This is a genomic window from Nonomuraea sp. NPDC049684 (genome assembly GCF_044465345.1).
GTDB lineage: Bacteria > Actinomycetota > Actinomycetes > Streptosporangiales > Streptosporangiaceae > Nonomuraea.
Genome location: NZ_JBITLO010000002.1, coordinates 632,162 through 650,844 on the forward strand (window position 1 = coordinate 632,162; position 18,683 = coordinate 650,844).

Here is an 18,683-nt window from a genome sequence, read left to right on the forward strand (position 1 = left end):
CCTAGGAGCCGACCCGCCAGGAGTGGAGGTAGTCCTCCTGCTCCGGGGTCAGCGTGTCGATCCCGATGCCGGCGGCGGCCAGCTTGAGCTTGGCCACCTCGTGGTCGATCTCCTCCGGCACGTCGTACACGCCGGGCGCCAGGCCCGCCCGCTGCCCCGCCAGCCAGGCCACGGCCAGCGCCTGCGCGGAGAACGACATGTCCATGACGGCCGCCGGATGGCCCTCGGCGGCGGTCAGGTTGACCAGGCGGCCCTCGGCCAGCAGCAGCAGGCGGTTGCCGTCGGGCATGACGTACTCGTCGGTGTTCGGGCGCACCCCGCGGTGCACCTCGCGGGCCATCTCGTCGAGGGCCCGCACGTCGATCTCGACGTCGAAGTGCCCGGCGTTGGCCAGGATCGCGCCGTCCCTCATCACGGACAGGTGCTCGGCCCTGATGACGTCCCGGTTGCCCGTCACGGTGATGAACAGGTCGCCGACCATCGCCGCCTGGGCCATGGGACGCACCTCGTAGCCCTGAAGGGTGGCGTCGAGGGCCTTGACGGCGTCGATCTCGGTGACGACGACCCGCGCGCCGAGCCCCTTGGCCCGCTCGGCCACGCCGCGCCCGCAGAACCCGAACCCGGCCACCACGACCGTGCGGCCCGCCAGCATGGTGTTGGTGGCGCGCATGATCCCGTCGAGGGTGGACTGGCCGGTGCCGTACCGGTTGTCGAACATGCGCTTCGTACGGGTGTCGTTGACCGCCACGACCGGGAAGCGCAACGCCTGCTCGGCCGCCATCTGCCGCAGCCGGATGATGCCGGTCGTGGTCTCCTCGCACCCTCCGCTCACGCCTTCGAGCAGGTCGGTGCGCTCGGTGTGCAGGATGTTCACCAGGTCGCAGCCGTCGTCGAGCACGAGGTCGGGGCCGAGGTCGAGGGCCTGGTGGATGTGCAGGTAGTAGGTGGCGCGATCGACCCCGGCGCGGGCGTGCACGGCGATCCCGTACGCGCGCAGGGCCTCGGCCACGTCGTCCTGGGTGGACAGCGGGTTGGAGGCGGCCAGCGCGATCTCGGCGCCGCCCGCCTTCAACGCGCCCATGAGCACGGCCGTCTCGGCGGTGACGTGCAGGCAGGCCGCGATCTTGAGCCCGTCGAGCGGGCGTTCGAGCGCGAACCGCTCGCCGATGGCGGTCAGCACCGGCATCGAGCGCGCGGCCCAGGAGATCTGCCGCTCGCCGCTTTCCCAGAGATCCATGCCCAGCCCCTCGCGAAAAGGAACGGCTCCGGGAGGGACTTCCCTCCCGGAGCCGCCCGGCCGATCAGTAGCGGTAGTGGTCGGACTTGTACGGGCCCTCGACGTGCACGCCGATGTAGGACGCCTGCTCCTTGGTCAGCTCGGTGAGCTTGACGCCGAGCGCGTCGAGGTGGAGGCGGGCGACCTTCTCGTCGAGGTGCTTGGGCAGCGTGTAGACGCCGATCGGGTATTCGGCCGTCTTGGTGAACAGCTCGATCTGCGCGATCACCTGGTTGGTGAAGGAGTTGGACATGACGAAGCTGGGGTGGCCGGTGGCGCAGCCCAGGTTCATCAGGCGGCCCTCGGCCAGCACGATGATGGAGTGGCCGTCGGCGAAGACCCACTCGTCGACCTGCGGCTTGATGGTGATGCGCTCGATGCCGGGCAGCTTGGCCAGGCCGGCCATGTCGATCTCGTTGTCGAAGTGGCCGATGTTGGAGACGATCGCCTGGTGCTTCATCTTCGCCATGTGCTCGGCGGTGATGATGTTGAAGTTGCCGGTGGCGGTCACGAAGATGTCGGCGATGCCGACGACGTCCTCCAGCGTGGTGACCTGGAAGCCGTCCATGGCCGCCTGGAGGGCGCAGATCGGGTCGATCTCGGTGACGATGACCCGGGCGCCCTGGCCGCGCAGCGCGTCGGCGCAGCCCTTGCCGACGTCGCCGTAGCCGCAGACCACGGCCACCTTGCCGCCGATGAGCACGTCGGTGGCGCGGTTGAGGCCGTCGATGACGGAGTGGCGGCAGCCGTACTTGTTGTCGAACTTGGACTTGGTGACCGAGTCGTTGACGTTGATCGCCGGGAAGAGGAGCTGGCCGTTCTTGTGCATCTCGTAGAGACGGTGCACGCCGGTGGTGGTCTCCTCGGTCACGCCCTTGATGCTCTCGGCGATGCGCGTCCAGCGCTTGTCCTCGCCGACCGTGCGGGTGAGCAGGTCGATGATGACGTGCCACTCCTCCGGGTCGTCGGCGCCGGCGGGGGGCACGGCCCCGGCCTTCTCGTACTCGGCGCCCTTGTGCACGAGGAGCGTGGCGTCGCCGCCGTCGTCGAGGATCATGTTGGGGGCGTCACCGCCGGGCCAGGTGAGTGCCTGCTCGGTGCACCACCAGTACTCCTCCAGCGTCTCGCCCTTCCAGGCGAACACGGGGACGCCCTTCGGCTCTTCGACGGTGCCCTCGGGGCCGACGACGACCGCGGCGGCGGCGTGGTCCTGGGTGGAGAAGATGTTGCAGCTGACCCAGCGGACCTCGGCGCCGAGCGCGACCAGCGTCTCGATGAGCACGGCCGTCTGGATCGTCATGTGCAGCGAGCCCATGATCTTCGCGCCGCGGAGGGGCTGGGAGGCCGCGTATTCCTTGCGGATCGCCATGAGGCCGGGCATCTCGTGCTCGGCGAGCCGGATCTCCTTACGGCCGAAGTCGGCAAGTGAAAGGTCGGCGACCTTGAAGTCCATCGGGATTCCCCTCGCGTCACGATTGCTGTCGCGGACGAGTTTAGGCGGCGCTCGGGCGGCCCCGCATCTCCGAGACAGCGAAACTGACGTAAGAATGTAAGGATGCGCATCACGGAAGCGGCCAAGCGGCTCGGCATGTCCCCACGAATGCTCCGATACCGGGAGGCGCTGGGCCTGCTGCCGCCGGTCCGGGAGCGGGGTGCGCACCGCAGGTTCGGGCCGGAGGAGCTGGCCGCCGTGGCGCAGGGCGTGGAGCTGGAGAAACGGTTCGACGTCTCGCCCGCCGAGCTGGCCTTCGCGTTGCGCGTGCTGAGCGAGCCGCAGGTCGCCGCGGCCGTGCGCGACCTGGGCGTGCGCATCGGCCGCATCCAGGTGCCGCGCCGCGCCCTGGACTTCGAGAAGGAGAAGGCCCTGAGGCTCCTACGCCCCCAGGGCTGAGCGTCAGCCGGCCGTCGTGCGCGGCCGGCTCCAGGATTGGGCGTGAGCCGGCCGTCGTGCGGGCCGGCTCCAGGATCGAGCGTCGGCCGGCCGTCGTGCGCGGCCGGCCTTCGGGACGGGCGTCAGCTCGTCGTCGTGCGCAGGCGGTCGAGGTCGGGTTCGAGGTAGATCACCCGCGCGATCGGCACGGCGTCGCGGATGCGCCGCTCGGCCTCGTCGATGCCGCGGGCCACCTCGCCGGCCGTGTCGTCGTGCTCGACCGCGATCTTGGCGGCCACCAGCAGCTCCTCGGGGCCGAGGTGCAGCGTGCGCATGTGGATGATCCTGGCCACCTCGGGCGAACCCTCCAGCGCGACCCGGATCTGCTCCTCGACCTCGGGCGAGGCGCCCTCACCGAGCAGCAACGACTTGGTCTCGACGGCCAGCACGACCGCGATGACCGCCAGCAGCACGCCGATCATGAGGGTGCCGATGCCGTCCCAGACGCCGTCGCCGGTGATGACGGCCATCGTCACGCCGAACAGCGCGAAGATCAGGCCGAGCAGCGCGCCCAGGTCCTCCAGCAGGATGACGGGCAGCTCGGGCGACTTCGACCGGCGGATGAAGGCGAACCACGACTGCTTGCCGCGCAGCGGGTTGGACTCCTTGATCGCCGTACGGAAGGAGAAGCCCTCGGCGATGATCGCGAAGATCAGCACCGCGAACGCCCAGATGGGCGACTCGACCTTGGCCGGCTCGACGATCTTGTGCCAGCCCTCGTAGAGGGAGAAGACCGCGCCGATCGTGAACAGCACGACGGCGACCACGAACGCGTAGAAGTACCGCTCGCGCCCGTAGCCGAAGGGGTGTGTCTTGTCGCTGGCCCGCTGGGCCCGTTTCCCGCCGATCAGCAGCAGGAGCTGGTTGCCCGAGTCGGCGACCGAGTGGATGCCCTCGGCCAGCATCGAGGACGACCCGGTGAAGAACGCCGCCACGAACTTCGACACCGCGATCGCCAGGTTGGCGCTCAGCGCCGCAATGATTGCCTTCGTGCCACCACTCGCGCTCACCGGACGTCTCCGCTCATAAAGATCACCTAAAAAAGACCCTGACATGGGATCCTATTGCGAAATCCTGGCCCGAAGCTCAGTGATCGTGGCCACAGGCGTCGGATCGACCCCGTGGCCGATGGCCAGGTAGGTGGCGGCGTAGTCGGCCGGGCCGACGAGCGTGGCCAGCCGTTCGAGCGGATGCACGCCCTCCGCGGTCAGCTCGGTGACCGGCACGTCACGGTCGTGCGCGAGCCGCAGCGACGCCTCGCGCTGCCGCGTGACCTGCGGATGTTCCTCGACGTCGCGCAGCATGACGAGCCTGACCGTCGGCCCGGCCTCGTCGGCGAAGATGTCCCGCTCGGCCAGCGGCCCCTCCAGGGCCGCCACCTGGTTGTATCCGGCCTCCGGCAGCTGGCCGAAGACCGCGGGGTACTTGCCGGTCTCGTTGAGCTGGCAGGCCAGCCGGTACGCCGCCGCGCAGGCCACCGGCGAGGAACCCCAGATCATCGGGATGCCCTCGGCCAGGTCAGCGGCGAGGGACTTGCCCGGATTGACGAAGGACTCGCTGGAGGGACGGCAGCGGTTGGCGATGTCCTCCAGGATCGCGGCCACCCGCTCGAACACCTCGGGCTCGGCCGTGACCAGCCCGAGCGCGGACGCGGCCACGATCACCGGGACCGTCATCAGCCACAGCCCGGACCTCGGCTGCCCCTCGACCCGCACCGGGACGTGGATCGCCGACGCCTGCACGGCCACGGCCTCCAGCGGCGAGCCCGGCGGGCACACGGCCAGCAGCCCGCACCCCCGCCGGACGGCCTGGACGGCGACGGAGACCGTCTCGTCGTCGTCGCCGGTGGCGGAGACGGCGATGACCAGGTCGGTCGCGCCGACCCAGCCCGGAAGCTGGTAGGACCGCAACGTCACGATCGGCAGCGGCACGCCGTTGCCGCACACCGCCGCGAGGATGTCGCCGGTCAGGCCCGCCGTGCCCATGCCCGCGACCACGACGGCCCGCGGGCGGCCCTGGACGGACAGCCGGTCGACGCCGGCCTCCACCGCGGCACGGTGACCCGTGCGCACCTGGGCGGCCGAGGCCGCGACCGCGAGCAGCATGCCGCCCGGATCGGCCGCGGTGAGGTGTTGCTGGTCATCGAGCCGCCCGGGCTCCCAGGTCACGGCTTCCTTGCCTCATCGACCAGCAGGACGGGGATGTCGTCGCGCACGGGGTAGATCAGACCGCAGTCCGTGCAGACCAGCTCCTCGGTCTCGGCCTCGGCGCGCAGGGGCGCCTTGCAGGCCGGGCAGGCCAGGATCTCCAGCAGCCAGTCGTCGATCTTCACAGTGACACCCTTCCCACGATGGCGAGGACCTCGTCCTTGATCGCCTTCATCTTGCTCTCGTCGGCCGCCTCGGCGTTCAGCCTGAGGAGCGGCTCGGTGTTGGACGCGCGCAGGTTGAACCACCAGTCGGGGCCGGTGATCGTCAGGCCGTCGAGCTCGTCGACCTCGCCGCGGCCCGCGAAGGCCGCGCGGACGAGCGCCAGCGCCTCATCCTGGTCGGCGACCGCGCTGTTGAGCTCGCCGGAGGCGTGGTAGCGCGAGTAGGCCGCCACCACCTGGGACAACGGGCGGTCCTGCTCGCCGAGCGCGGCCAGCACGTGCATCGCGGCGAGCAGGCCCGAGTCGGCGAACCAGAAGTCGCGGAAGTAGTAGTGGGCGGAGTGCTCGCCGCCGAAGATCGCGCCGGTGCGGGCCATCTCCGCCTTGATGAAGGAGTGGCCGACACGCGTGCGCACAGGCGTGCCGCCGTGCTCGCGGACGATCTCCGGCACGCCGAGCGAGGTGATCACGTTGTGGATGATCGTGCCGCCGGGGTCTTTGGCCAGCTCGCGGGTGGCGACCAGGGCGGTGACCGCCGACGGCGAGACGGACGCGCCCCGCTCGTCGACCACCCAGCAGCGGTCGGCGTCGCCGTCGAAGGCGAGGCCCAGGTCGGCGCCGTTCTCGACGACGGCCCGCTGCACGTCGAGGAGGTTCTGCGGCTCCAGCGGGTTGGCCTCGTGGTTGGGGAAGCTGCCGTCGAGCTCGAAGTAGAGCGGGACCAGCTCCAGCGGCAGGCCCTCGAACACGGCCGGGACGGTGTGGCCGGCCATGCCGTTGCCGGCGTCGGCGACGACCTTGAGCGGCCGGATCGCCGACAGGTCGACCAGCCCGCGCAGGTGGGCGGCATAGCCGGACAGCAGGTCCTTCTCGATCAGCGACCCGGTCGGGGCGGCGGGGGCGCCCAGCAGCTCGGCCGCGCGGTCGCGGATCTCGGTCAGGCCGGTCTCGCCGCCGATCGGCACCGCGCCGCCGCGGCACATCTTCATCCCGTTGTAGCGGGCCGGGTTGTGGCTGGCGGTGAACATTACGCCGGGCAGGCCCAGGCTGCCGCTGGCGTAGTAGAGCAGGTCGGTGGAGCCGAGCCCGGCGAACACGACGTCGGCCCCGCGCGAGCGGGCGCCCGCGACGAACGCCTCGGCCAGCGGCACGGAGGACTCTCGCATGTCATGGGCGACCACGACGGACGCGGCTCCGGTCACCTCGACGAACGCCGCACCCACGGCCTCGGCGATCGGCTCGTCGAGCTCGTCGGGAACCACCCCGCGAACGTCGTACGCTTTGAAGATCTTGGCGAGGTCGCCCACTCTCCAGCTCCGCCCCTAGGTCGTCTGTCGTGTGAAACGAGCCTACCGGTCGCGGTGCTGCTGGGCCGACCGAAGAACGCGCAGGTGGCCCCTGCGCCCGACCTCGACCCCTTGGCCGACCGGCTCGCCGCTGCCGGACGGGGTGGGCCTGGCGGCTTCCCTGACCGCGTTGGCCAGCGCCTCCAGGTCGTCTGAGCTGGGGGAGTTGCCGTCGGTGGGGAGCCGGACGACCTCCCAGCCGCGGGGAGCGGTCAGCCGCTCGGCGTGTTCGGCGCACAGGTCGTAACAGTGTGGCTCGGCGTACGTCGCCAGAGGGCCGAGAACTGCGGTCGAGTCGGCGTATACGTACGTGAGCGTGAAGACGGCAGGCTGGCTGCAAGCGGTGCGGGAACAGCGGCGGACGGGGCTCACGGAGGGACCGTATCTGGTAAGAGTGCGAGGCGCCACTATCTGAGCGCTCTTAACGAGCGTGTCGCCACAATTCGGACACCTGTCGCAGGCTTTCCACCCACATGCGCCGTTGCGCGCGCCTGAGGGACAACCTTGCCCTCTCACCGTCGACGCCACACCGGCCGCGCCGTACTTTCCGAGCCGTTCGGCCTCACGCTGCCGGCGGCGCTCCTTCCCGCTCTCGCTCCCTGACGGCGGCGACGCGGGCGGGGGTTCCGGGGGTTCGCCGGCACGTGCCCTTACACTTGGTCGGTGACTCCAAAGCGCGGTCCCAGACGGCGCGATCGCCACGGTCGTGGCCTGCGCGGCCCCCTCGCCCCCTCCCACGTCCCCATGGCCCGTTCCCGCAGCGAGCGCTTCGACGACCTCGTCCTCGACGCCGTCGACCGGCTGCGGCCGCGGTGGGACAAGCAGCTGTCCGCCGTGGAGTTCGCGGTCGAGGAGGTGCCGCCGCTCAACGAGCTGGGCGACGGCCCGAGCATGGGCACCGAGCCGATCCCGTTCGGCCGGGCCGACGCGGCCAGCGGCCAGTCACCGGCCGCGGTGGTGATCTACCGCCGTCCGCTGGAGGCGCGCGCCCGCGACCGCGACACGCTGGGCGCGATGGTGCACGACACGGTGGTCGAGCAGGTCGCCACGCTGCTCGGCCTCGCCCCCGAGACCGTCGACCCGGGCTACGACGACCGCCGCTGACCCCGCCGCCGACCCCGCCGCCGACCTAGCGGCTCAGCCGGGGCTCAGCCGGGCAGCACCACGCGGGCGCTGTCGGTCAGCGCGGGCAGCACGGTCCACACGCGCGCGGGCGCGAGCGGCTGGGCGGTGAGGAGCAGGCCGTCCTTCTCCCGCTCCTCGATGACCCGGCCGCCGTAGACCCGGCCCGAGACGGGTGTGACGACCACGGCGAACTCGCCCTTGCCGCGCAGCCGCACCTCCTTGGTCCGCCCGGCCGGCACCGCCACGTCGTACGGCCTGCCCGCCGCGCCCTTGGCCGGCACCTCCTGCACCCTGACCTCGCCGGGCCCGTCCGGCGCGGTGAACAGCAGCCGCGCGCCCGGCCCGTTGCCCGCGACCGCGCTGCCCAGGTCGAGCGGGGGCGTGCCCGCGGTGAACGCCACGTCCAGCCGCTGCCCGGTGCCGGTGGCGACCAGCCCGGCCACGATCGGCGCGGGCGCGGTGAGCACGAGCGCGGCCGGCTCGCCGCCGATCCCGGTGGTCACGTCCAGCGCGACCACGCTGCCGGCGGGCACGTCGACGCTCTCGCGGCCCCTCATCGCGTACGCGGCGTCCTCGCTGACCGCCTTGACCTGCACGGACACGTCGTTCTCGCCGGGGGCGGCGACCAGCAGCTCGCGCCGCCCGCCGCCGCCGGGGATGCCGGGCACCACCACGCGGGTGGCCGGGGGCGCGGCGAGCGGCAGCCAGTCCACGCCGCCGCCGCGCATCGACGCCCTGGCCGCGACCGCGAGCCGGCCGAAGACGGTGGTCACGCCGACCGCCATGACGTCGGCCGAGGGCGCGAGCGTCCTGAGGTCGATCTCCTTGTGCTCGCCGGGCGCGATCTCCAGGCCGCGGCCCGCGTCGCCGGAGACCAGGCCCTCGGCCGCGTACACCTCGACGTCGGCCTGGGCCGGGGCCTTGTCGGCGTTGGTCAGGTGCAGGATCACGTCGGCCGCCGCGGGGCCGGGGCCGGTCAGCCAGGCCGACTGCGCCGGCTCGGTGCAGCGCACCCCGGACAGCCCGCGGCCCGCGCCCGAGGTCACCCGGGTGGTGTATCCGGCTTCCAGGGCTCCCGGGCCGTTCGTCACGTACGGCTCGGCGTTCTTCATGACCTCGTGGGACAGGCGTCCGGGCAGGTAGACGTTCATGCGCGCGCCCCTGGCGCCGGGGCAGACGGCGGTCACCGACTCGACGGCGACCTTCCGCGCCCCCTCGGCCCTGGCCGGTACGGGCGCCGGGCGGGTGACGAGGGCGACGCCGTACAGGGCGGACAGGGCCACCACGACCAGCGCCAGCAGGCCGAACCTGTTCTCCACGAACGCCTTCATCGTGCCCCCACCGGTACGGGGACGGCCGCCTCGACGCCCTCGACCGCGCCGCTTCCCCGGCGTCCCGGCGTGGCCAGGACCAGCACGACCAGGGCCAACGCGCCCTGGGTCCACAACCAGGGCGCGTGCAGGACGTCCGCCGGCTCGGCGGGCACGCGGGTGAACGGCTCGGTCAGCCGCCACAGGCCGCCCGCCTCCGACAGGCTCATGCGTTCCAGCGACGGCTGGGAGTCCAGCGACCTGGCGAGCTGCGGCGGCACCGGCGCGGCCACGGCCAGCATGGCGATCCCGTGCCGGGCCAGCGTGGCGGCGTCGGTTCCGCCACGCCCGCCGACCAGGCCGCGCGCCGCGTCCGCCACCTTCGCCCGTCCCTCGGACGCGACCGGCAGCTCCGCCTCGCCGATCAGCGGGGTACGGCCGTGCAGCACGGTGAAGGCGTCCCCCTTGACGACCAGCGTGCGCTCGCCGTGCCGGGTGCTCCAGGCGGCCAGCGCGGGCAGCACGTCGGGCGCGTGGCCGGTCAGCGGGCCGCGCACCCCGTACGCCACCCAGTGGACGGCGGCCAGGATCGGCGTGCTCACGGCCGCGGCCACCACCAGGGACGCGCCGATCCTGCGCAGCCCGCCGCCGGCCCGCAGCTCGGCCAGCCGGTGCGCGGTCAGGCCGACGAGCACCAGCAGCCCGGTCCCCGCGAACGCCAGCGGCACGCCGGGCCAGGCCCGCGCCCCTTCGACGCTGATCCGGCTGACCAGGACGGCCGCCAGCACGCCGTACAGCGTGACGCCCCAGCCGATCGCGACGATCAGCCGCTGGCGGCGCATGAGCAGCGCGGCCAGCGCGGTCACCATCAGCCCGGCCGTCACCCAGAACGGCGGCAGCCCCGGCCCTCCCGGGCTGAGCGCGAGCAGCGACTCCGGCGCGAGTCCCGCCGCCACCAGGGCCGGATCGTGCAGGCCCGCCTCCAGAAGGATCCGGCCCGGGTCGGCGACCAGCCCGGCCAGCCACGGGAGCAGCAGCGCGACGGGCACCGCGAGCGCGATCACCATGGAGGTCGCCACGCCGCGCCGCACGCCGCCGTACGCGACCGCGGCCAGCACGCCGAGCACCGCGAAGAGCGGGTACACCAGCGGGACGAACGCCGTCCCCACGGCCAGCAGCAGCCCGAGCGCCCAGGCCGCGCGCCGCGCGCGGCGGCGTTCGGCGGACAGCAGCGTGGTGCCGAGCGCGGCGTACATCGGGACCAGCACGAACACCACCGCCGTGCCGAGCCGTCCGGACGCGATCGCGCCGGTCGCGACGGGCAGCAGCGCGTACGTGCCCGCCGCCCACGCCCGCGCGGGCACCGCCGGGATGACGTGCCTGGTCGCCAGGTACGCCGACGCCCCGGCCAGCGGCACCGAGCCGAGCAGCAGCACGGACACCGCGAGCCACGTCTTGCCGAGCGCGAGCGTCGAGGCCAGCGCCAGCAGCGCCACGTACGGCGGCGCCCAGGCGGTGGTGCCGAGCCCGATGTCGTGGAAGCCCTCGGTGTAGAACCGCCACAGGTCCCCCGCGCCGCCCGTGACCGGCACCAGCGCGCCGCCGCCCAGCCGGTCGCCGCCGAGCAGCGACCGTTCGGCGGCCAGCGAGATCACTGCCAAGGCGATCATGAGGACGACGCCGGGCCGCCGGAGGAAGCCCTTGACCGCGCCGGTGTCGGCGGGCGCGGTGACCTCGTCGTCCTCCTCGGGGGTGGAGTGGTGGTGGCGGCCGGCGGATTCGACGGGGCCCGCGCCGGCGAGGAAGCTCTGCACCATGTCGGTCAGCCGCCGGTAGGCCGCCCCCGGCGGCGTCAACAACCGCTTTATACGGATAAATCCCTTTTTACGGCCTTCGCGGCGGGCCTTGCGGGCCTTCAGCAGCCGGGCCGGATGCGCCAGGATCGACCCCAGCGCCACCATCTCGTCCAGCGCGTTCGCCGGCTGCTTGCCCACCAGGAACAGCAGCGTGCGCAGGGCCGACCCGGCCAGGTTCCGCAGCAGCGCCCACACCATCACGCCGAACGGCAGGTTCGCCATGACGACGAACATCGCGTTGCGCCGGTCGAGCCTGCGCGGATGGTCGCCGCTGACCGTGATCCGCCGCCGCCTGCGGGCCGCCGCCTCGGCGTGCCAGGCCACCGCCGAGGTGACGGCCAGCACCCTGTGACCGGCGTTGCGCACCCGCCAGCACAGGTCGAGGTCGTCGCGGAAGAGCGGGAACAGCGGGTCGAGGCCGCCGAGCCGCTCCCAGACGTCGCGGCGGACCAGCATGCCCGCCGTGGAGACCGAGAGCACCTCCCGGGTGCCGTCGTGCTGCCCCTGGTCGAACTCGCGCGGCTCCAGCCCGGTGTCCCTGCGCCCGGTCAGGCCGACGGTCACGCCCAGTTCGAGCAGGCGCCTGCGGTCGAGCCAGTCGCGCAGCTTCGGGCCGAGCACCGCCGCCTTGGGATCCTGCTCGGCCGCCATGAGCAGGGCCTCCAGCGCCCGCCGGTCGGGGGCGCAGTCGTCGTGCAGCAGCCAGAGCCACTCGTCCTGGCCGCACGGCGGCAGCCGGTCCAGCACCTCCGCCACCGCGTCGCCGAAGGAGGCCGAGCGCGGGAGCGTGAGCACGTTGGACGCGCCGAGCGTCGGCGCGAGCAGGTCGGCCGAGCCGTCCCTGCTGCCGTTGTCGACCCCGGCGACGCGCTCCGGCCTGCGGCTCTGACCCGCCAGCGCGCGCAGGGTCTCCCCCAGCCAGCGACCGCCGTCATGGGCGACGACGATCGCGGTGACGAGGGGGCGTGACATGGGCGGGCGACTCCAGCATTGATCAGGCGCGCCCACCCTACAGGTGACATCACACGCGAAAAAGGGCCACGCGGGCTACCGCGTGACCCTTTCGCTCATATCCCCTAAACGGCCTGGCGCTTGATCCGTCTGCGCTCCCGCTCCGACAACCCACCCCAGATGCCGAAGCGCTCATCGTGTTCGAGCGCGTACTCCAAGCACTCGGCACGGACCTCGCACGATCGACAAACCTTCTTGGCTTCTCGGGTGGAGCCGCCTTTTTCCGGGAAGAACGCCTCCGGATCGGTCTGCGCGCACAACGCACGCTCCTGCCATCCGAGTTCTTCAGCGTCAAGCTGATCCTGTGCGATGACCGGATCGGTCACTGCACACCTCCCTGCCGCCCGCCCGCAATGGAGCCCCCCATGGACGCCTTCCTCCTACCCACCCACGGGAAGGCGTAACAACATGGTTGTAATTACACGCGCGTGCCGTACGTGACGTCAAGCGGCATGACGGTATCCGGGGAAAGACCGACTCTCGCCCCGGTGTGCTCGGCATGTGGTGTTCGCACCGGGCCGAGACCCCCTGCACAGCAAGGCTTCGACCCGGTTCGTTCAACGCTGTCAGCGGTCGGAACCGTACCAGGGCGGGGTAGACGCCCGCCCTTTGGGCCACCTTCTCTCTAGCCGTCGTTTGCCGGTCCGTTACCTGCGTGGCTCGTTGGGCGTGTATATGGCCGTTGGGTCGATTGGGTCGTCACCCGGGCGGTTCTGGGCGCCCAGGGCGTCCCCGAACTGCGAGGGGTCGAGCCGCATCGTCGACTCGCCCTGCGCCTCGCTCCACCCGGCCGCCGGGGCCTGGTGGGTGGGGCGGTAGGTCTGGGGCTGCTCGTACTGGCCCTGCTGGGGTTCGTACGCGTTCTGCTGCTGCTGGTACGGCTGGGCCTGCTGCGGGTGGCCGAACGGGTCGTCGTACGGCCTGGGCGGCTGGCCGGCGTAGTCGGGCACCCGCAGGTCGGGCTGGGTGCCGGAGGCGGCCGTCGAGCTCTGGTAGGTCTCGGCCTGCTGGTAGGCGTCCAGGAGCTGCTGGGAGCGCGGGTCCACGGGCGGGTCCGGCTCCTGGAAGGCGGGGGTGGCGTACTCGTGGCCGGAGTAGCCGGTGAACGGCTGGCCGCCCTGCTGGTCGAACGCGCTCTGCCGGTCCTGGTACGGCTGCTGCTGCTCCGTCTGCGGGTACGGGACGCTCGGGCTGGTCTCGCCGCTCGGGTACGCCTGCTCGGCGAAGGCGTTCGGGGAGCTGTTGCTCGGGGCGTACGGGTTCTCGGGGGTGGGGTAGCCGGACTGGCCGTACGCGCTGGGCTGGCTGTCGGCCGGGACGTACGGCGCGGGGGTGTACTCGCCGGCCGGCGGCTGGTAGCCGGAGTCGGGAAGCGTCTCGGACGGGGTGTAGGCGGGCGGGGCGTACCCCTGGTCCTGGCCGAAGCCCTGCGGCGGGAAGCCCGGGTCCGGCTGCGCGAACGGCTGACCGGCCGGTCCCTGGGGGTGACCGAAGGGCTGGTCGCCGGACGCGGCGGGAAGCGCGGCCCTGGCCGGCTGGTGGGGCTGCTGCTGGTACGGCTCCGACTGCTGCCCGTGGGGGGGCTGCCCGAAGGGAGCCTGGTCCGGCTGCTGACCGAACGGCGACTGGTCGGGCTGCTGGCCGTGCGAGGGCTGGCCGAAGGGGGCCTGATCGGGCTGCTGACCGAACGGCGACTGGTCAGGCTGCTGGCCCGGGGCGGGCTGGCCGAACGGGGGCTGCTCGGGCTGGCCGTAGGCGGGCTGCTGGCCGTGTCCCTGTCCCTGTCCCTGTCCCTGTCCCTGGCCGTAGGCGGGCTGGGCGTCGGGGGTCTGGGGGGCGTAGGGGGACTGCGTGTCTGCCGCGTGTGGGACGGGGGTCTCCTGCTGGTGGCCGTAGCCGGGGGCGTCGGACTGGCCGAAGCCGGGTGCGGAGGGCGCGGGCTGGCCGTAACCGGCGGGGTCGGGCTGGCCGAAGGCGGGGGCGGGCTGGCCGTAGCCGGGGGTGGACGGCTCGGGCTGGCCGTAACCGGAGGTGGAGGGGTCGGGGTGGCCGCCGTGGCTCGGGGGCTGCTGGCCGTAGCCTGGCTGCGCGCCGGGGCTCGGCGCCTGTCCGCCGCCGTAACCCGGCTGCTGCCCGAAGGCGGCCTGCTGGTCCTGCTGGCCATACGGGGCCTGCTGGTCCTGCTGGCCGAAGGAAGCCTGGGAGTCCTGCTGGCCGTACGGAGCCTGCGGGTTCTGCTGGCCGAAGGCGACGGTGGCGTGCTGGCCGGACGGGGGCTGGGGGGCGTACCCGGCGGAGGCCGGCTGAGGCTCGTAGCCGGAGGACGGCGGCTGGGGCGCGTAGGCCGGGGACTGCTGGCCCGACGGCGGCTGAGGGGTGTAGCCCGGCGACTGCTGACCCGACGGGGGCTGGGGGGTGTAGCCCGAGGCTGGGGGGATCTGGCCCGACGGCGGTTGCGGGGCGTAGCCGGAGGAGGCGGGCCGGCCGTCGGAGGCCGGGGGCTGCGCGTCCTGACCAGGGGGGAGCTGGGCGAGCGCGGCCTGCTGGCCGTAGGGGGTCGGCGCCGCGTGCGGCTGCGCGTACGCGGGCTGGGGCGCGGCGTCGGGCCGGCCCTGGGAAGCGCCCTGGGACGGGCCCTGGGCAGGCTGGTCTGACTGGCCGTAGGCGGGCTGGTCCTGCTGGCCGAACTGCTGGGGGCGGCCGTACGGGGGCTGGTCCTGCTGGCCGAACTGCTGGGGCTGGCCGTAGTGGGTGGTCGGGCGGCCGTATCCGTCGAGGGTGGGGATGGGGGCCCGGCCGGGCATGACCTCGGGGAGCAGGTAGGCCAGCCCGACGGCGGTCAGCGCGAGCAAGGGCACGCCCGTGAGCACGTACTCCACCACGCCGCGGAAGCCGCCACCGGCGAACAGCCCGACGATCAGCGCCAGCGCGCCGAACACCGCGGCGAGCAGCAGGCCGGCGGCCGAGCCGTAGGCGATGAGCCGGGCCTTGGACGAGCGCTCGCCCGTCCTGGTGACGAGCAGCACGGCGCCCACGAGCAGCGCGGTCACGACCGGGCTGGTCAGGCCGGTCAGGTTCGCGGCGGCCCGGGTCGCGAACCCGCCGCCGAGCGGGCTGCCCGAGCCGATCAGGATGTGGCCGATCGTCAGGACGACGTCCACCAGCCCGGTGACGAGCATGATCCAGGCAGCCGGCTCCCGTAGTCGGGCGGCATTGAGTTTGCTCATGAGTAACCCCCATCGGACCCTTTGGCCCGAAGGGAGTTTGCCACATTGCCGACTTTCGCGGCGGGTGTCCCAAGAACCTCTTCCATCCCATTTACCCCTATACCTGGAGCTTCATTGCTCTGAAGTGGGGCAGAACCACTCCCCCCACGGGGATGTCGGACGCCGATGGAAGACTGGGACGCATGCACATCGTGTCACTCGCCGGCGGCATCGGCGGCGCCCGTTTCCTGCGCGGCCTGCGCGCCACCGCACCCGACGCCTCGATCACCGTCATCGGCAACACGGGCGACGACATCACCCTGTTCGGCCTGCGTGTCTGCCCCGACCTCGACACCGTCATGTACACCCTGGGCGGCGGCATCGACGAGGAGCAGGGCTGGGGCCGGGCCAAGGAGTCCCACGTCGTCAAGGAGGAGCTGGCCGCCTACGGGGTCGAGCCGCAGTGGTTCGGGCTCGGCGACCGCGACTTCGCCACCCACATCGTCCGCTCGCAGATGCTGGAGGCCGGCTATCCGCTCTCGCAGATCACCGAGGCCCTGTGCGTGCGCTGGCAGCCGGGCGTGCGGCTGCTGCCGATGACCGACGACCGCTGCGAGACGCACGTCGTGATCTCCGACGAGCGCGGCAGGCGGGCCGTGCACTTCCAGGAGTGGTGGGTGCGCCTGCGCGCCTCGGTCCCGGCCGAGTCGTTCGCGCTGGTGGGGGTCGAGACCGCCAAGCCCGCGCCGGGCGTGCTGGAGGCGATCGAGCAGGCCGACGTGGTCATCCTGCCGCCGTCCAACCCGGTGGTGAGCATCGGCACGATCCTGCAGGTCCCCGGCATCCGCGAGGCGGTCGCGGCCAAGACCGTGGTCGGCGTCTCCCCCATCATCGGCGGCGCGCCCGTGCGCGGCATGGCCGACGCCTGCCTGACGGCCATCGGGGTGGAGACCACGGCACAGGCCGTGCTCGACCTCTACGGCGCCGGCCTGGTCGACGGCTGGCTGGTGGCCGAGGAGGACTCCGGGGTGGCGCTCGACGGCGTGCGCGTGGTGTCCCGTCCGATCCTCATGCACGACGCCGAGGCGGCCGCCGACATCGCCCGCACGGCGCTCGACCTGGCGCTGGAGCTGGCCCGATGAGCTCGCGACGGGTCGAGGTGATCGCCGTCACCGGCATCGGCGAGGTCCGGCCGGGCGACGACGTGGCCGCCCTGCTCAAGGACGCCGACCTGCGCGACGGCGACATCGTGGTGGTCACCTCCAAGATCGTCAGTAAGGCCGAGGGGCGCCTGCGCCGGGCGCCTGACCGTGCGAGCGCGATCGAGGAGGAGACCGAGCGGGTCGTCGCCAGGCGCGGCGACACGGTGATCGTCCAGACCCGCCACGGATTCGTCATGGCCGCGGCCGGGGTCGACGCCTCCAACACCGAGCCGGGCACCGTCCTGCTGCTGCCCGAGGACCCCGACGCCTCGGCGGCGCGGATCAGGGCCGGGCTGGGCGCGCGGGTGGGGGTGATCGTCTCCGACACGTTCGGGCGTCCGTGGCGCAACGGGCTGACCGACGTGGCGATCGGCGCCGCCGGGGTGCGCCCGCTCGACGACTTCCGCGGTTCCTCCGACCCCTACGGCAACGCGCTCGGCGCCACCGTCACCGCGCTGGCCGACGAGATCGCGAGCGCGGCCGAGCTGGTCAAGGGCAAGCTCGACGGCGTGCCCGCGGCGATCGTGCGCGGCCTGGCCCACCTGGTGACCGACGACGACGGGCCGGGGGTCAGGCCGCTCGTCCGGCCGGCCGACGAGGACATGTTCCGCTTCGGCGCCCGCGACGTCGTGTTCGCCCGCCGTACGATCAGGGAGTTCTCCGACCGGCCGGTCGACGGCGAGGCGGTGCGCAGGGCGGTGGCCGCGGGCATCGCGGCGCCGGCGCCGCACCACACGACCCCGTGGCGGTTCGTGCTGGTCGAGTCGGCGCAGGCGCGCACCGAGCTGCTCGACGCCATGCGCGCGGCGTGGATCGACGACCTGCGCGGCGACGGGTTCACCGAGGAGTCGATCGCCAAGCGGGTCAGACGCGGCGACGTCCTGCGCAACGCCCCCTACCTGGTCGTGCCGTGCCTGGTGATGGAGGGCTCGCACACCTACCGCGACGACCGGCGCAACGCCTCCGAGCGGGAGATGTTCGTCGTGGCGACGGGCGCCGGCGTGGAGAACTTCCTGATCCAGCTCGCGGTCGAGGGGCTTGGCTCGGCGTGGGTGTCCTCCACGATGTTCTGCCGGCCGGTGGTCCGGCGGGTGCTCGACCTGCCGGAGTCATGGGACCCGATGGGCTGCGTGGCGATCGGGCACGCCGCCGCGCCGCCGCGCGACCGCGCCCCCCGTGACCCGCGCGATTTCATCGTGACGCGCTGAGCCTCTGACGAGAGTCTGGAAATCTGGTAAGCCAACCGTTTACCGTTAGGAAACTTTCCTTTACATTTGGACTATCCCCCCATGTAAAGGAGCCACTTCAATGCGAAGGACTCTCACGTTAGTCGCCGTGGCGGTGATCACCATCGCCACGGCGGTGTTCAACACCTCTCCCGCGTTCGCCCACGGTTATGTGAACTCGCCGCCCAGCAGGCAGGCGTTCTGCGCCCAGGGCAAGGTGCCCGACTGCGGCCAGATCGTCTACGAGCCACAGAGCGTGGAGGGCCCGAAGGGCCTGCGGAGCTGCAACGCCGGTCTTGGACAGTTCGCCCAGCTCGCCGACGAGAGCAAGCCCTGGCCGGCCACCTCGGTGGGCAACTCGGTGACCTTCACCTGGACGTTCACCGCCAGGCACGCCACGCTCAACTACGAGTACTACATCGGCGGCACCCGGGTCGCGGTCTTCAACGGCAACGGCCAGCAGCCGCCGTCGACGATCTCCCACACCGTCAACCTCTCCGGTTACTCCGGCCGCCAGAAGGTCCTGGCGATCTGGAACATCTCCGACACCTCCAACGCCTTCTACTCCTGCATCGACCTGCAGATCGGCGGCGGCGGCCAGCCGACCCCCACCGCCACCCCCACTGTGACCCCGACCCAGACCGCGACCCCGACGCCGACCACGACGGCCTCGGGCACCTGGAAGGCCGGCACGGCCTACACCACGGGCAGCACGGTCACCTACAACGGCGTCTCCTACCGGTGCCTGCAGCCCCACACGGCCATCGCGGGCTGGGAGCCGCCGAACGTCCCGGCGCTCTGGCAGCGGATCTGACGGTCTGGAC

At 72.5% G+C, this 18,683-nt stretch carries 16 protein-coding genes; 5 read left to right on the plus strand and 11 right to left on the minus strand.

Annotated elements, in window-relative coordinates; translation table 11 throughout:
• Position 1 precedes the first annotated feature (1 nt).
• Together ACIBST_RS08670 and ahcY are read right to left on the minus strand one after the other, a co-directional pair.
• A complete protein-coding gene (locus tag ACIBST_RS08670; protein WP_397170246.1) occupies positions 2-1,237 on the minus strand; it encodes an adenosylhomocysteinase in 1,236 nt (411 codons plus the stop codon).
• 64 nt (positions 1,238-1,301) lie between these two features.
• Positions 1,302-2,729: an adenosylhomocysteinase gene (gene ahcY, locus ACIBST_RS08675; protein ID WP_397170248.1), complete on the minus strand. Its 1,428-nt coding sequence runs from the start codon at positions 2,727-2,729 to the stop codon at positions 1,302-1,304.
• Positions 2,730-2,831: 102 nt separating this feature from the next.
• Between ahcY and ACIBST_RS08680 the strand changes: the two genes are divergently transcribed.
• Positions 2,832-3,167, plus strand: coding sequence for a MerR family DNA-binding transcriptional regulator (locus ACIBST_RS08680; protein WP_352323391.1), 336 nt, complete (start codon positions 2,832-2,834; stop codon positions 3,165-3,167).
• A 122-nt stretch (positions 3,168-3,289) separates the two neighbouring features.
• Here ACIBST_RS08680 and ACIBST_RS08685 read toward each other — a convergent pair whose 3' ends face one another.
• From ACIBST_RS08685 to ACIBST_RS08705, 5 genes are read right to left on the minus strand one after another with little or no spacing between them, the layout of a single operon-like run.
• Complete coding sequence (locus ACIBST_RS08685) at positions 3,290-4,216, minus strand: cation diffusion facilitator family transporter (RefSeq protein WP_397170250.1); 927 nt, start codon at positions 4,214-4,216, stop codon at positions 3,290-3,292.
• Positions 4,217-4,267: 51 nt separating this feature from the next.
• Positions 4,268-5,374: an SIS domain-containing protein gene (locus ACIBST_RS08690; protein ID WP_397170251.1), complete on the minus strand. Its 1,107-nt coding sequence runs from the start codon at positions 5,372-5,374 to the stop codon at positions 4,268-4,270.
• A complete protein-coding gene (locus ACIBST_RS08695) occupies positions 5,371-5,538 on the minus strand; it encodes a Trm112 family protein (protein ID WP_352323388.1) in 168 nt (55 codons plus the stop codon). The genes ACIBST_RS08690 and ACIBST_RS08695 overlap by 4 nt, the downstream gene beginning before the upstream one ends.
• Positions 5,535-6,884, minus strand: a complete 1,350-nt coding sequence (locus ACIBST_RS08700; RefSeq protein WP_397170253.1) for a phosphomannomutase/phosphoglucomutase — start codon at positions 6,882-6,884, stop codon at positions 5,535-5,537. Before ACIBST_RS08700 ends, ACIBST_RS08695 begins: the two co-directional genes overlap by 4 nt.
• 42 nt (positions 6,885-6,926) lie before the next feature.
• Positions 6,927-7,295 carry a DUF3499 domain-containing protein gene (locus ACIBST_RS08705; protein ID WP_352323386.1) on the minus strand — a complete coding sequence of 123 codons (369 nt, stop codon included), beginning with the start codon at positions 7,293-7,295 and terminating at the stop codon, positions 6,927-6,929.
• A 372-nt stretch (positions 7,296-7,667) separates the two neighbouring features.
• On the opposite strand from ACIBST_RS08705, the gene ACIBST_RS08710 reads away from it, so the two are divergent.
• The gene (locus ACIBST_RS08710; RefSeq protein ID WP_221762053.1) at positions 7,668-8,027 is read left to right on the plus strand and encodes a metallopeptidase family protein; all 360 of its coding nucleotides are present in this window, start codon (positions 7,668-7,670) and stop codon (positions 8,025-8,027) included.
• Positions 8,028-8,071: 44 nt separating this feature from the next.
• On the opposite strand, the gene ACIBST_RS08715 is transcribed toward ACIBST_RS08710, so the two are convergent.
• The 4 genes from ACIBST_RS08715 to ACIBST_RS08730 form a co-directional block, all read right to left on the minus strand.
• A complete protein-coding gene (locus tag ACIBST_RS08715) occupies positions 8,072-9,379 on the minus strand; it encodes a DUF5719 family protein (protein WP_397170254.1) in 1,308 nt (435 codons plus the stop codon).
• Complete coding sequence (locus ACIBST_RS08720) at positions 9,376-12,186, minus strand: glycosyltransferase family 2 protein (RefSeq protein WP_397170255.1); 2,811 nt, start codon at positions 12,184-12,186, stop codon at positions 9,376-9,378. The genes ACIBST_RS08715 and ACIBST_RS08720 overlap by 4 nt, the downstream gene beginning before the upstream one ends.
• Before the next feature lie 104 nt (positions 12,187-12,290).
• The gene (locus tag ACIBST_RS08725; protein WP_020546325.1) at positions 12,291-12,551 is read right to left on the minus strand and encodes a WhiB family transcriptional regulator; all 261 of its coding nucleotides are present in this window, start codon (positions 12,549-12,551) and stop codon (positions 12,291-12,293) included.
• Between the two features lie 321 nt (positions 12,552-12,872).
• On the minus strand, positions 12,873-15,452 hold the full coding sequence (locus ACIBST_RS08730) for a hypothetical protein (protein WP_397170257.1): 2,580 nt from the start codon (positions 15,450-15,452) through the stop codon (positions 12,873-12,875).
• A gap of 182 nt (positions 15,453-15,634) precedes the next feature.
• Between ACIBST_RS08730 and cofD the strand changes: the two genes are divergently transcribed.
• The 3 genes from cofD (at position 15,635) to ACIBST_RS08745 (ending at position 18,673) form a co-directional block, all read left to right on the plus strand.
• On the plus strand, positions 15,635-16,573 hold the full coding sequence (gene cofD / locus ACIBST_RS08735) for a 2-phospho-L-lactate transferase (RefSeq protein WP_397170259.1): 939 nt from the start codon (positions 15,635-15,637) through the stop codon (positions 16,571-16,573).
• On the plus strand, positions 16,570-17,841 hold the full coding sequence (locus tag ACIBST_RS08740; RefSeq protein WP_397170261.1) for a coenzyme F420-0:L-glutamate ligase: 1,272 nt from the start codon (positions 16,570-16,572) through the stop codon (positions 17,839-17,841). Before cofD ends, ACIBST_RS08740 begins: the two co-directional genes overlap by 4 nt.
• Positions 17,842-17,941: 100 nt before the next feature.
• On the plus strand, positions 17,942-18,673 hold the full coding sequence (locus ACIBST_RS08745; RefSeq protein ID WP_397170263.1) for a lytic polysaccharide monooxygenase: 732 nt from the start codon (positions 17,942-17,944) through the stop codon (positions 18,671-18,673).
• Positions 18,674-18,683: the final 10 nt, after the last annotated feature.